Source organism: Chryseobacterium sp. JJR-5R (assembly GCF_034047335.1).
GTDB lineage: Bacteria > Bacteroidota > Bacteroidia > Flavobacteriales > Weeksellaceae > Chryseobacterium.
This window is the reverse complement of the sequence record NZ_CP139137.1, coordinates 922,784-937,015: the sequence shown is the minus strand read 5'-3', so window position 1 is coordinate 937,015 and position 14,232 is coordinate 922,784. Positions and strand designations below refer to the sequence as shown.

General features: G+C 42.0%; 12 protein-coding genes. 11 read left to right on the top strand and 1 reads right to left on the bottom strand.

Annotated elements, in window-relative coordinates; translation table 11 throughout:
• Positions 1-425: 425 nt before the first annotated feature.
• Positions 426-770 carry a zinc ribbon domain-containing protein YjdM gene (locus SD427_RS04405; protein ID WP_320560077.1) on the bottom strand — a complete coding sequence of 115 codons (345 nt, stop codon included), beginning with the start codon at positions 768-770 and terminating at the stop codon, positions 426-428.
• 180 nt (positions 771-950) lie between these two features.
• Between SD427_RS04405 and SD427_RS04400 the strand changes: the two genes are divergently transcribed.
• The 11 genes from SD427_RS04400 (at position 951) to SD427_RS04350 (ending at position 14,171) form a co-directional block, all read left to right on the top strand.
• Positions 951-2,156 (top strand): RsmB/NOP family class I SAM-dependent RNA methyltransferase, encoded by a 1,206-nt coding sequence (locus tag SD427_RS04400; RefSeq protein ID WP_320560076.1) that lies wholly within the window; start codon positions 951-953, stop codon positions 2,154-2,156.
• 138 nt (positions 2,157-2,294) lie between these two features.
• Positions 2,295-3,959: a GLPGLI family protein gene (locus SD427_RS04395; RefSeq protein ID WP_320560075.1), complete on the top strand. Its 1,665-nt coding sequence runs from the start codon at positions 2,295-2,297 to the stop codon at positions 3,957-3,959.
• 315 nt (positions 3,960-4,274) lie between these two features.
• Positions 4,275-5,954, top strand: a complete 1,680-nt coding sequence (asnB, locus tag SD427_RS04390) for an asparagine synthase B (RefSeq protein WP_320560074.1) — start codon at positions 4,275-4,277, stop codon at positions 5,952-5,954.
• Between the two features lie 207 nt (positions 5,955-6,161).
• Complete coding sequence (locus tag SD427_RS04385; protein ID WP_056222470.1) at positions 6,162-6,974, top strand: hypothetical protein; 813 nt, start codon at positions 6,162-6,164, stop codon at positions 6,972-6,974.
• Positions 6,975-7,114: 140 nt separating this feature from the next.
• A complete protein-coding gene (locus tag SD427_RS04380; RefSeq protein ID WP_320560073.1) occupies positions 7,115-8,548 on the top strand; it encodes an MFS transporter in 1,434 nt (477 codons plus the stop codon).
• A gap of 401 nt (positions 8,549-8,949) precedes the next feature.
• Entirely contained in the window at positions 8,950-10,071 is a 1,122-nt protein-coding gene (locus SD427_RS04375; RefSeq protein WP_320560072.1) for a DUF4236 domain-containing protein, read from the top strand.
• A gap of 255 nt (positions 10,072-10,326) precedes the next feature.
• Positions 10,327-11,229 (top strand): pirin family protein, encoded by a 903-nt coding sequence (locus SD427_RS04370; protein WP_320560071.1) that lies wholly within the window; start codon positions 10,327-10,329, stop codon positions 11,227-11,229.
• A gap of 21 nt (positions 11,230-11,250) precedes the next feature.
• Positions 11,251-11,796: an NADPH-dependent FMN reductase gene (locus SD427_RS04365; protein WP_320560070.1), complete on the top strand. Its 546-nt coding sequence runs from the start codon at positions 11,251-11,253 to the stop codon at positions 11,794-11,796.
• Positions 11,796-12,203 (top strand): OsmC family protein, encoded by a 408-nt coding sequence (locus SD427_RS04360; protein ID WP_320560069.1) that lies wholly within the window; start codon positions 11,796-11,798, stop codon positions 12,201-12,203. The genes SD427_RS04365 and SD427_RS04360 overlap by 1 nt, the downstream gene beginning before the upstream one ends.
• Positions 12,196-12,495 carry a GNAT family N-acetyltransferase gene (locus SD427_RS04355; protein ID WP_320560068.1) on the top strand — a complete coding sequence of 100 codons (300 nt, stop codon included), beginning with the start codon at positions 12,196-12,198 and terminating at the stop codon, positions 12,493-12,495. Before SD427_RS04360 ends, SD427_RS04355 begins: the two co-directional genes overlap by 8 nt.
• Positions 12,496-12,611: 116 nt before the next feature.
• A complete protein-coding gene (locus SD427_RS04350; RefSeq protein WP_320560067.1) occupies positions 12,612-14,171 on the top strand; it encodes a sodium:solute symporter in 1,560 nt (519 codons plus the stop codon).
• Positions 14,172-14,232 lie beyond the last annotated feature (61 nt).

Sequence of the window (14,232 nt, the reverse complement as noted above, 5' to 3'; positions counted from 1 at the left end):
AAATTAGCAGTTCTGCAATCTCGTTTCTTGAAAGATTACCCTGTCCAATTTTTTCCTTTTTTCATACATACCTGTTGCCTTCAGAGACAAAAAAAATACTCTGAGATGAATAATTCAGAGCATTTTGTCTTTTTAAGCCTGTATCCGTTTAAAGATCTTCATTAAGCTTGGAGCTGGCCCTGGTTATCTCCCATTCATCATAAAGTACCCAACAGAAAGAAGAAAATATACAGGGTAATGCACCTGTAAAATAATGTGCTGCAACCAGCTGCTTAAACCAGAGTGCAGTATATCCTGCAGTTGTTCCGGAAACAGGCTGTCCACATGTAACTTCCTGCAGCAATTCATATTTACAGTTGCAGATCATCAACACTTATTCAAGATACTGATATTCAGACATATTTTTCAGTTAGAAGAGCCTGCTGCTAGGCTTTTTTTACAAATTCAGATTTAAGTGCCATCGAACCGAAACCGTCTATTTTACAGTCGATATTATGGTCGCTGTCCGGTCTCAGCCTGATGTTTTTTACTTTCGTCCCTGCTTTTACGGGCTTCGGAGCTCCTTTTACAGGAAGGTCTTTAACCACCACAACAGAATCCCCGTCCTGCAGTTCATTGCCGTTGGCATCTAAAATTTTTCCTGAAGCTGATGATTCAGCAGTGGCTTCTTCCGGATTCCATTCATAAAAACACTGGGAACATACCATCATGTTATCGCTCGGGTAGGTAAACTCTGAGCTGCATTTGGGGCAAAGTACAGTATCACTCATATTTTTTAATTTTTTGCAAAGGTAATATTTTAAAGCGGGTAAGAAAGCATGAAAGCGGATTACGGAAGCTGAATCACATACCACGTAACCATGCTGAGCACTGAACTCAACTGCCCACAACTTAAAATTATCAACTTAAATTCGTACTTTTGCGGATTCAAAACAGCAGAACCCAATTTTATGGAACTTATTCACAGAAACTTAGCCATCGGAATCCACGATGCTTTGCAGGAAACCTTCTTCGAAAAAAATAAATATGCCGATAAAGTAATTGAACGACTTTTAAAAGCGCACAAAAAATGGGGCAGCCAGGACAGGGCTGTGGTCTCTGAGATCTTCTACAACATCATCCGCTGGAAAAAACGCCTGGAATATTATATGGGAGAAGGCGTAAAGCCCAACAATATCTACAAGCTCATGATGGCCTACCTGCTCTGGAGCAAAACAAACTATAAAAAATTTGAGGAATTCGACGGGATCAAAGTCGCCGATATCCTTACAAAGCTTAAAAAGAATACCGTCCCTACGAAAGCCATTGAGCATTCCATCCCTGAATGGCTGGCCGAAACGCTTGAGAAAGAACTGGGACCGAAATGGGAAAAAGAAATGCACGCTTTAAATGAGCAGGCGCCCACTGTTTTAAGGGCTAACTCACTGAGGACCACCCCAAAAGAACTTGTTTCTGACCTTTCTGATGAAAATATCGTGTGTTATCCTGTAAAAAATTATCCGGATGCGGTCCAGCTGGAAGAAAAAAAGAATGTATTCCTTACCACAGCTTTTAAAGAAGGATTGTTTGAAGTTCAGGATGCGTCTTCACAAAAAATAGCGTACTTCCTGGATGTAAAAGAAGGACAGAGGGTGATTGACGCCTGTGCCGGCGCCGGCGGAAAAACCCTTCACTTAGCCGCTTTAATGAAAAACAAAGGCCAGATCATTGCCCTTGATATTTTTGAATGGAAGTTGGCAGAACTTAAAAGACGTGCGAAAAGAGCCGGTGCCCATAATATTGAAACCCGGATGATTTCTGACAATAAAGTAATCAAGAGGCTTCATGATAAGGCAGACCGGTTACTGATTGATGCACCCTGTTCAGGGCTGGGTGTACTGAAAAGAAACCCGGACAGCAAATGGAAAATCGACCAGGATTTTATCAACAGGATCAAGGGAGAGCAGCAGCAGATTATCCAGGATTATTCTAAAATGCTGAAAGTAGACGGAAAAATGGTGTATGCCACATGTTCCATCCTTCCTTCTGAAAACAATGAGCAGGTAGAAGAATTCATCAGAAACAATCCTAATTTCAAAATGGTCAAAGATGAAAAAGTAATGCCGAGCGAAGGCTATGACGGATTCTACATGGCTTTGATCGAAAGGATTTCATAACAACAGACAGGAAGACTTACTTATTCGAATATATCATAAACTACCCTGTTTTCAGGGTAGTTTTTTTATGGTTATGGCCGGAGATCTATATTCATATGTAAGTAAAATCTATCTTTGCATAAAACATCATTATTCATTATGCATCAAAGAATTATATTCGCTTTATCTGTTTTGTTATCGTGCCTGGGTTTTGCACAGACGTATGAAGTTCAGTACACCAGTTCATACAACGGAAAAATTCTGAATGACCAGCCCCCCACCCTGGTCTGGGCCAATGATAAAGAAAATTTCATCTTAAATAACAGCATCAGGGCACAGAAGGCAGATTTCCCGTTTGAAATAACGAAAATTGAAAAGCCGTCCAATACCATAATTTCCTATGCATTTTTAAAAAACAATGAAATCATTTCGACTTCCGATGCTGAATCTGTAGGGAAACAGGCTTTTGAACTTACCGCCGAAACCAAGAAGATCTTAGGGTACAGCTGCAAAAAAGCCATCACCAAAATCAATTCAAACACCATAGAAATCTGGTATACCAATGACCTGAAAATCCAGGGCGGACCTTCCAGTATCGGCCAGGATTTAGGCTTTGTCCTGGAAATCGAAAGAAATAAAAATTCACTTATCACGGCAACATCCATAAAAAAAGTAAAGAAAACAGATATTGCCGCTATTCTTAAAAGCCCAATTACCCCTACTGATCCGCTGGGATACAGAGATCTTCTGTGGAAAACCAGGTTTACCACGCTGAAAGTGTTTGAAAATGAAACCGTCAACTTCTCTGAGAGTTCTAAATCTGATGCGGTCATCAAAAGATTTGCCAACGGAACCGTTATCCTTAAAAAAATCAGATTTCCTAAAATTTCGGAAGGCGAAAATATTTTTACTGAATTAAAGCAGCAGTCCAACGGTGATGCTTATGACCGGACCGGAACCGTTTTCTTTATTCCGCAGGACCGGCAGCAGTCTTTTCTTGACGGGCTGGAAAAAGGGATAAAAACCCTTCCCGCCTATGAAAACGGAAACGGAAAACCCTATTACGGAGTAGCCACAACCGAGAATTATGACCCTCCCGTTGAAATGATGCGGTTTTTTACGGCATTCGGGATCAATAAATTCAATCACATACAGCTGAAAGACAAAAGCTGGCAGACGGTAAGCCCGTACCGGCAGGATATTACTGACCTGAAACCCGTTCTGAGTGAAAAAGAGCTGTGGATCGGCACATTTATCGGCAATTATGACAAAGGCGGTCATCAGATAAGCCTGGAAATCACCATCCATAAAAGCGGGCAGACCGTCAATAAGAACAATACGGTTATTCCTTTATTCAATACCCTCAATATCATGGAAATGGCAGGCCAGGATTATGCTACTATGTTTGATAAGGACAAAGGATTATTTGTAGAATTCACATTAAAAAAAGACCTGAAAAATGCACAGCTGAAATACATTACCACCGGCCACGGCGGCTGGGAAAACGGCGACGAATTTATCCCTAAGACAAATTCTATTTTCCTGGACGGGAAAATGGCTTTCTCTTTTGTGCCGTGGCGAACAGACTGCGGTTCTTACCGCCTTTACAACCCTGCATCCGGTAATTTTCCGGACGGATTGTCATCTTCCGACCTAAGCCGGTCCAACTGGTGCCCGGGAACGGTTACCAACCCGGAATTTATCCCGCTCGGGGATTTGAAAGCCGGCAAACACACCATTCAGGTAAAGATTCCACAGGGCGAACGTGAGGAAACCATGTTCAGTTCGTGGAACGTTTCAGGTGTTCTGTTAGGCTCCCAATAAAACAAAACCTTCTCGCAAAATGAATGGCGAGAAGGTAAAAACACAAATGATGAAAAAAAATTATTTCGAGCCACAAAGTAAAGATAAAATTTCCTTAAATTAATTAACATACATTATTAATTATCTCGTTTTTATTCCGTATATATAAAATTACTCTGCCTGAGTGAAAAAATTTAACTAAAATCCGGCTTATCAATATAAATAATTTAAATTAAACTATCAATAACAGTATTTAATTAAAAATTTAAACTTATTAAAAATTTTAATTGTTTATTTTAAACCTTAAATATAATTTTGTTTAAAATAATTAATAAAATGTGCGGAATTGTATGCTTGTTTGATGCCAAACAGAAAACCGAAATATTAAGACCTCAAGTACTGGAAATGTCTAAAAAAATCCGTCACAGAGGGCCGGACTGGAGCGGGGTATTCCAGGATGAACACGTGGTTTTCTCCCATGAAAGACTAGCCATTGTTGATCCTACTTCAGGAAAACAGCCTTTATTCTCCAAGGACAGGAAAATAGTTTTAGCAGTTAACGGAGAAATTTATAACCACAGGGAACTGAAGGAAGAATTCCCGGATTATGAATTCCAGACTCAGTCTGACTGCGAAGTCATCCTGCCCCTTTACCTGAAATACGGAAAGAACTTCATTGAAAAACTAAACGGTATTTTCGCATTCTCCCTTTATGATACGGAAAATAACATTTACCTTATTGCCCGTGACCACATGGGCATCTGCCCGCTTTACCAGGGATGGGACAGGAGCGGAAACTATTATGTAGCCTCAGAGCTCAAAGCCTTGGAAGGAGTCTGCAAAACCATTGAAACATTTTTGCCCGGGCATTTCGTTTACAGCGAAGACGGCAGCACGCTTCAGCAGTGGTACAAAAGGGACTGGGAAAGTTTTGACCATGTAAAAGACAATAAAACGGATATTGCAGAAATCAGAAAAGGCCTGGAAGACGCAGTGCACAGACAGCTGATGAGCGATGTGCCTTACGGCGTTTTACTGTCCGGCGGACTGGATTCTTCCGTTATATCCGCCATCACTGCAAAATTCGCACGGCAGAGGGTGGAAAGCGGCGACACACAGGAAGCCTGGTACCCGAGGCTGCACAGTTTCGCCGTTGGGTTAGTGGGTTCACCGGATCTGGCAGCAGCCCGGAAAGCAGCGGAATTTATAGGCTCGGTCCACCATGAAGTCAACTTCACCGTTCAGGAAGGCCTGGATGCAGTACGCGATGTCATTTATCACCTTGAAACATATGATGTGACAACGGTAAGGGCCTCCACGCCCATGTACCTTCTGGCGAGAGTCATTAAATCCATGGGGATTAAAATGGTGCTTTCCGGAGAAGGCGCAGATGAGCTGTTCGGCGGATACCTGTATTTCCATAAAGCACCGGATGCCAAAGAATTCCATGATGAAACCGTAAGGAAATTGGGAAAATTGCATCTCTATGACTGCCTGAGAGCCAATAAAGCGCTGATGAGCTGGGGTATTGAAGGCCGCGTCCCTTTTCTGGACAAAGAATTTATGGACATTGCAATGACCCTTAACCCGAAAGATAAAATGATCAGCAAAGCGGAAGGGAAAATAGAGAAGTGGGTCCTGAGAAAAGCTTTTGAAGACCTCCTTCCCGAGTCTATTGCCTGGAGGCAGAAAGAGCAGTTCTCGGATGGTGTCGGCTACTCATGGATCGATACGCTGAAGGAAGTCGCTGAAAAAGAAGTCACCGATGAAATGATGGCCAGCGCGAAGTTCAGGTTCCCTCTAAACACCCCTCAGAATAAAGAAGAATACCGGTACAGGACTATTTTTGAGGAACATTTCCCGAGCGAGACCGCTGCAGCAACCGTGCCTTCGGTACCTTCGGTAGCCTGCTCGACACCGATTGCCCTGGAATGGGACGAAGCATTCAAAAATATGAACGATCCAAGCGGAAGGGCCGTAAAAGTACATGAAACCTCCTACAGTGAAGAAGGATAACCATACAACGAAAATGGCCTAATGAAGTATATTTAAATATATTTCGGACTTTACAATCCGCTCTGTGACAAGAAATTTATCAATCCTGTAGTGATACAGGATTTTCTTTTGAATTAACATTAATAATTGTCAGAATTTAACCGTTAATCAAAAATATTATCTAATAAATAATTATATTTGGAAAACGAAAATATCAATTATAAAAAAATGAGAAGAAACATTACGATCTTATTTGCTTTATTATCCATGACTTTTGCTTTCGGACAGGGGAAATTCGGCAAATACCTCAGCTCCAAAAAACTTGCAATGACATACAAAAGTGTGAAGGATGCTGAGAAAGACGATTTTTATCAGCAGTACTACTGGCTGGTAAAAGCAGAGCAGCTGAAAACCTATCCTCACCTGAAAGATATAAAGCCAAAGGTCTTATATGAATTTGTAAAAAAAGTGAACCCCCAGAACCTGACTAAAAAACTGGATGCAAGAGGAAAAGAGCTAAGAGAAACGGCAGAATTATCCCTGAACCAGTATTTTAAAAACAAAAACCTGGACAACAACTCCGTGCTGATGTACAACCTGGAGACGTATGTTGACCCGCTGAAAGGTGAATATTATACAAAAGTTGACCCGGAAAAGATCAAGGAACTGGTTCCGAAAGAACTTTTTGCCTTCAATTCAGTGAACAGGAATACAGGAGAAGACAAAACCTATTACCTGTGGATCAATAAAGCGAAAGACGATTTCAATATTGTGGACATCATTCCTGAAGAGAAAGAAAACAAATACTTCTATACAAGGCTGAAGCAGTATCTTCCGGGATTCAAGTTTACGAAATATGTACCTTCCGTAAAAAAAGGGACCAAGACGGACAAAACAGATGCAGACTATTATTACATCATGCCGTTTGAGCAGAATACGGATAACATCGAATATAAAACAAAAGATTTTAAAGAGTTCGAGCTGAGCCAGTACCGAAAAGCCGGCGACGAATGGAAAGGGGTTGAAAAACCGAGAAAATAAAATAAGTCCTGTGAAAATTCACAGGATTTTATTTTTATACCCATTCCGGGGGTAAAGGAATAAATATTGCTTTTAAGAAACGGTTATCGTATTCCCTGAACTTAAATAAATCCGGAGTATCAGCCTCCGGCGAAAAGCATATGTCAGAAACAATTTCATCACACCAACCGCAGCCATCATTACAACCCTCACCTGACCGGATAAAAAAAATACTCCCGCTTATTCTTGCTACGGCCATTTTTATGCAGATGCTGGATTCTACCATCCTGAATACTTCACTGCCTTCCATTGCAAGGGATCTGAACGAATCGCCGCTTAACATGCAGAATGCTATCATCAGTTATGTGCTTACCCTGGCAGTCTTTATGCCGGCAAGCGGATTCCTGGCAGACCGTTTCGGGACAAAAAAAGTTTTTATTTTCTCTTTGATCCTTTTCAGCCTCGGGTCAGTGTTTTGTGCACTTTCCCAAAACCTTACGCAGCTGGTAATCGCACGTGTCATCCAGGGAGTCGGCGGAAGCCTGATGACACCGGTAGGGAAATTGGCCCTGATCAAGACTTTTGATAAAAATGAGCTTTTGAAAGCCATGAATTTTGCCATCATTCCTGCACTTATCGGGCCTGTCCTAGGGCCTCTGGTGGGAGGTTATATGGTAGACTATCTTTCCTGGCACTGGATTTTCCTGATCAATATACCCATCGGCATCATGGGGATTGTCCTGGGGATTAAATTTATGCCGAACTACCGGTCTGCCGGCGCAGAATTTGACCTGAAAGGGTTTTTAATCTTTGCGGCAGCTTCCCTCCTGCTTTCTATTGCCCTGGAACTCTTCGGGAATATCCAGAACATTACTCCGGTTTTAATTGTTTTCATTCTCGGGTTCCTGTTTCTGTATTATTATTACAAACATGCCAAAACGGATGACAGCCCTATATTCCCGTTGAATTTATTTCAGGTAAGGACTTTCAGGGTAGGGATCATCGGAAACCTGGCGACAAGACTGGGGATCAGTTCCGTACCGTTACTGCTGCCGCTGATGATCCAGATTGCCTATAAACAGTCGGCCGTTACTTCCGGATGGATTATTGCGCCGATGGCCCTTACCGCCATGTTCGGGAAATCCTATGTGATCAGGATCCTGAACCTGTTCGGTTACCGGCAGACACTGATGGTCAATACCTTTATCATCGGGACCCTGATCTGTCTTCTGGCCATTCCGGATATCCATACTTCCCTGTATTGGTTCATCCCGGTTATTGCGGTTCTGGGATTCTTCAACTCCATCCAGTTTACTTCAATGAACACCATTTCCATTGCCGATCTCCGCAACTTCCAGACCAGCAGCGGGAACTCGCTGATTTCCGTTAACCAGCAGCTTGCCATCGGGTTTGGGATTGCATTCGGGCTTATTGTCTTAAAAATATTTGAAAACACAGATCTGGTAAGAGGTGAAATCCACAATGCGTTCCGGTATACATTCCTAACGGTAGGAGTATTGACCATCATTTCCGGGCTTGTGTTCCGCAGGCTTCATATTTCAGACGGTAAAAACATGAAATCGAAAGAAGAATAAAAAGGTATAAGGCACATTTTATCACTGACAGATAAATTTATCATCATAATCCGTTATGAAATTATTCACGGTTCATTACCAGCTGATGGTTTCAGGAGCTGTTTCGCGCTTTCACTACTCGCTTTTTTACGTCCACCCCTTTCCATTCCTGTAAAAAGAGCTCAGACAGGCCGTTCAATCACGGCTAAGTTGGAAACGGTAGTTTTTCAATTCAATCTTACGTTCTTACAGGATCTGAAACAATGAACCCAGTATTCTTTAAGCTTAAAAAAGCCAATTAATCTTTACACAGAAATGATATTCTAAAATCTGAATTCCCAACCACGGATTACGGGAATCCGTAAAATAATAACGGCGGAGGCTGTTATTTTTGACTGTACATTAAATCTAAAAACAACATCATGGCTTGGAGTTACAGAAAAAGAATCAAAGTGATACCGGGAGTTCATCTTAATTTCAGTAAAAAGGGAATATCTACCTCAATCGGGATAAAAGGGGCAAGTATTAATTTCAGCGGATCAGGAACTACAGTGAGTACCAATAGCTCCGGGGTTTCAAACCGTCATGGAGTATCAGGTACTTCGCCACAATCTGTACCTGCTCCTGCTATTGCTTTACCGGAAGTTCCCATACATGAACCTGCTTTTGTTGACGGAAATATTTTCAGTGCAGATATTCATGAAATTACCAGCCAGAATATGCAGGGCATCAAAGAAGCTATTATTCTCGCCCGTCAGCAAAAGAATGAGTTATCAGCTGATCTCACTAAAATTAAAAAAACGCTTTCGGTAACCAAAACCAAAAAGATTTTAAGCTACATCCTGTTATACGGACTGATCAACAAAAAAATCCCGCAGAATTCAGACCGGGATATTAAAGCCCAGGAAAACGCCGTCAGCCAGACAAAAGACCTGATTGGTAAGTGCTATGTTAACCTTGACATTGATTTTGATCCTGAAATCAGGAAAAAGTTTGAAAATGTCTATGAATCTTTCAGACAGCTTGCTGCTTCACGCAAAATATGGGATATCACAAGTGCGCATTTCCAGGACCGGGTGGCTGCACGCTCTTCCGCCGGAACAGTAGTAAACAGGCGGGAAGTTCATTTCGCATTAAAATCCCTTCCGTATATACAGTCGGATTACCAGGCACTGTATCTTAAAAATGCCAATGGTGCCGATCTTTATATTTACCCTGCGTTCATCGTAATGTACACCAATGAAAACAGCTTTGCCATTATCGGGATAGATGAGGTGAACTTCCAGTGTACACATACCCGTTTCACAGAAACATCCTCTGTTCCGGCAGACTCCAAAATTATCGGCCAGACGTGGGCTAAGGTAAATAAAAACGGCACCCGCGACAAAAGGTTCAAAAATAATTATCAGATTCCGGTTGTGCGGTACGGGCACATCAGGCTAACCACCAAGACCGGACTTCAGGAGGAATATGAATTAAGTAATTATGAATCAACAGAAAAATTCGGGCAGGCTTTCAAAGAGTTCCAGGCTGAATTCAGATAAAACCGTCAACCTTTACTTACAAGGCAGTCTTCAAAAATAACGGAGGCTGCTTTTTTCTTATTTATCAATGCAATACTTACCAAACATCAATGTTCCGCAGCATAAGCCGCAGTACATTTGCTTACAGATAAACCCACAACAGGCAAAAAGATGATTAAGATTCCGTTCAGGTTTAATTATTCTTTTTTTCTTACTTTTATCATACAACATCAGTTTTAAAATAAGAACAGTACATTAAAAATAAAACCTCAGAATATGTCAAATATCGGACTTATCATTGAAGAAAAATCAGCAGACATCGGAAACTTTCTGGTAGGCAGGCTGTTGCCGTTCCGCGAAAAAAGAGCAGTCGGGCCTTTTGTTTTTATTGACCACATGGGACCTGCCGATCTTAAGGATTATCAGAACCTTGATGTTCCGCCGCATCCGCACATCGGGCTTTCTACGCTGACGTATCTTCTGGAAGGATCTATTTTCCACAGAGACAGTATCGGAAGCAGCATTGAAATCCAGCCCGGCGCTGTCAACTGGATGACTGCCGGAAAAGGCGTGGTGCATTCTGAAAGAACGCCTGAATATTTAAGGCATTCCGATAAAAGGCTGCACGGATTCCAGATCTGGGTAGGCCTTCCGAAACACCTGGAACAGAGTGAACCTTCCTTCCATCATACCGAATCCAGTGAAATCCCAGCTTGGGAAGAAGACGGAATCCGGTATAAGTTAATTGCAGGGGAAGCATTCGGGAGGAAATCTCCGGTTCCCGTGCACAGCAGGCTGTTTTTTATTGAAATCAAAACCCGAGAAGCCCGGAAGATCAGCATCGGGAAAGACCTGTATGGCGAAGCAGCCATGTATGTACTGGATGGAAAGGTGACCACGGACGGAAATTCCTACGGTTCCAAGCAGCTGTTGATTGCCAAAAATACCCAATTGTGCGAATTTGACATGAGTGAAAACGGCACCGTATACCTTTTCGGCGGCGAACCTTTCGATGAGGAACGCTTCATATTCTGGAATTTTGTAAATTCAGACAGGGAAATGATCGATCAGGCAAAAGTAAACTGGAATGACCAAAACCACGAAGCGTTCCCGCTTGTTCCCGGTGATGAACAGGAATACGTACCGCTTCCGAAAGCCGTCCTGAACCGTAAATCGTAAACTTTGAATTTTAAATAAGCGATGAAGATATTAGCATTTGCAGGAAGCTCTTCCTCTGCATCCATCAACAGGGAACTGGTTAAATTTGTACTGAAAGATTTTCAGGATGCCGACATCAGCCTGATTGATCTCAATGATTTTGATATGCCTGTTTTTTCCACAGACCGCGAAAAGAATGGATTTCCCGATGAAGCGCACCGGTTTTTAAAACACATTGAAGCATGCGACGCCATTATCTGTTCCCTGGCAGAGCACAACAGGTCCTATACCGCAGCGTTCAAGAATATCTTCGACTGGGCTTCAAGAATCAACGTAAAGGTTTTCCAGGATAAACCGATGTTCCTGATGTCTGCTTCACCGGGCGGATACGGCGGCGGGAATATAATGAGTGCGGCAAAAATGTTCTTTCCGCAATTCGGGGCAGATGTTAAAGATACTTTTTCGCTTCCCAAGTTTTACGAAAACTTTGACCCGGAGAGCAGTATCATAAATCCTGAAATCCTGAAAGAGGTTAAGGATAAAATCGCTAATTTTAGAAACCGGATTAAAACCAACCCTAATACATAATGACAGTAACGGTAAAAGCAAGTTTAGGAAAAGAAAATTACTACACGGAAGTCACCGCAGGCGAAAATACGCTGATCACGGACGAGCCGTTGGACAAAGGCGGAGGCAATAAAGGCTTCAACCCGTTTGAAATTATGGCCACCTCCCTGGCGAGCTGTACGGCAGCTACGTTAAGAATGTACATTGACAGGAAAGCATGGGATATTGAAAAAATAAACATAGAAGTGGAAATGGAACATTTTCCCCTGACGAAAAGGACCGTTTTCCAAAGAACAGTCAGCTTTGAAGGAACAGCGCCTGACGACGAACAGATCAAAAGGCTCCGCACGATTGCCGATGCCTGCCCGGTTCATAAAATACTCACCAACGAAATAGAAATATTAACCCAATTTTCAACATATGATTGAGATCCAACACAGCAACGACGAAAAACACGGAAGCTTTAAAGCATCTTCAGACGGAAACCCTGCAGGTTTAATGACCTATACCTGGGCCGGAGATGACCGGTTCATTATTGACCACACGGAAGTGGAGGAAGCGTATAGCGGACAGGGAGTCGGCAAAGAAATGCTGATGGCAGCAGTAGATTTTGCCAGAAGCAACAATAAAACCATCATCCCGCTCTGCCCGTTTGCAAAAGCAACCTTTCAGAAACATGAGGAACTTCAGGATGTTTTGGTAAACAATGCACAGGCCTGATTCAGATTAACATCAATCTTCAGTTTAAAACATCAACCTTCCGGCGTAAAGCTGCAAGGTTTTTTCTTTTTCAGCAGAAGAGAAAAAAACTATATTTGCTGAAATTAAATTGAAGAATGAATCCCGGAACTACCCTTTTGCTTTTTGTTTTTATTTATTTCACCGGACTTTTGGTGATTTCCTATTTCACCAGCCGAAATTCTGATAACCAATCCTTTTTTATCGGCAATAAAAAAAGCAAATGGTGGCTGGTTGCCTTCGGGATGATCGGGACCAGCTTAAGCGGTGTAACCTTTATTTCCGTACCCGGAACCGTCGGGAAGATGACCGGAAGCGAATATATTTACGGAGGCTTTGAATATTATATGATGGTCATCGGCTTTTTCATCGGGTATTTTATTGTTGCCGCCATCCTTCTTCCCCTGTACTATAAAATGAACCTTACTTCAATTTACACCTATCTGGGAAAGAGGTTTAATGTGGAAGCCCATAAGATCGGTTCTATCTTTTTCATTATTTCAAGGGCCATCGGTGCTACGGCGAGGCTGTACCTGGTGGTGAATGTTTTGCAGATTTTCCTGCTTGAAGGCCTCGGCGTGCCGTTCTGGGTGACTGCAGCCGTGCTTCTGCTGATGGTTCTTCTGTATACTTTTGAAGGAGGCGTGAAAACCATTGTTATCACCGATACCTTACAGACCTCTTTCATGATCATCAGCCTGATTGCCTGTATCGTTTATATTTTATCCAACCTGAACCTGTCTTTCGGAGAGGCTTATACTATTTTAAAACAGAAAAACTATACGCATTTTATTAATTTCGACCCTAATTCCAAAACTTTTTTCCTTAAAACCATTTTAGGCGGTATTTTTATTACCATTGCCATGACCGGCCTGGATCAGGAAATGATGCAGAAAAATATTTCTGTCGACAGCCTTGCCAACTCAAAGAAAAATATGCTCACCTTTGCAGGAACATTGCTTTTTGTCAATCTTGCCTTTTTATTCCTGGGAGGACTGCTGTATTTATTTGCCCTGCAAAACGGCGCGGAATACGGGCAGATCAACGGGGAAACGATTACCAACATTTTCGGCTTTAAGGATTCTGCCGGCAACATTAAAAACATTATGGGCGATGATTTATTCCCGGCATTATCCCTTCAGGGTTATTTTCCGATGGTGATCTCCGTTATTTTTATCATCGGGCTGATCTCCGCTCTGTTCCCTTCCGCAGACGGTGCTTTAACGGCAGTTACCAGTTCCTATTGTGTGGATCTGTTAAATTTAAATGAAGACAAAAACAAAACGGAAAAAGAGAAAAAACATCTTCGTATGAAAGTGCATTTGACGTTCACGGTTGTTTTCTTTATCCTGATTATGGTTTTCAAAGCAATGAATGACAAATCAATCGTCTACCTCATCATGGAGATTGCAGGCTATACGTACGGACCGCTTTTAGGACTTTTTGCATTCGGGATTTTTACCAAATTCCGGATCTCGAAAAAATACGCAATTCTTGCCGTTACCCTCTTCGCTCCCCTTCTTACCTATCTGATCAACTTCCTGATTACGAATTATACGGATTACCGCATCGGTGTTGAACTGATTGTCCTTAACGGGCTGCTTACGTTTACCGGGTTGTGGCTGGTGAAAAACAAAAATTATCTGAAGCTGGTGTAAAGAAAAAAATACCACTTTAAATTAACGCAAGCACATTCATTATATTTCAAAATTTAACTAA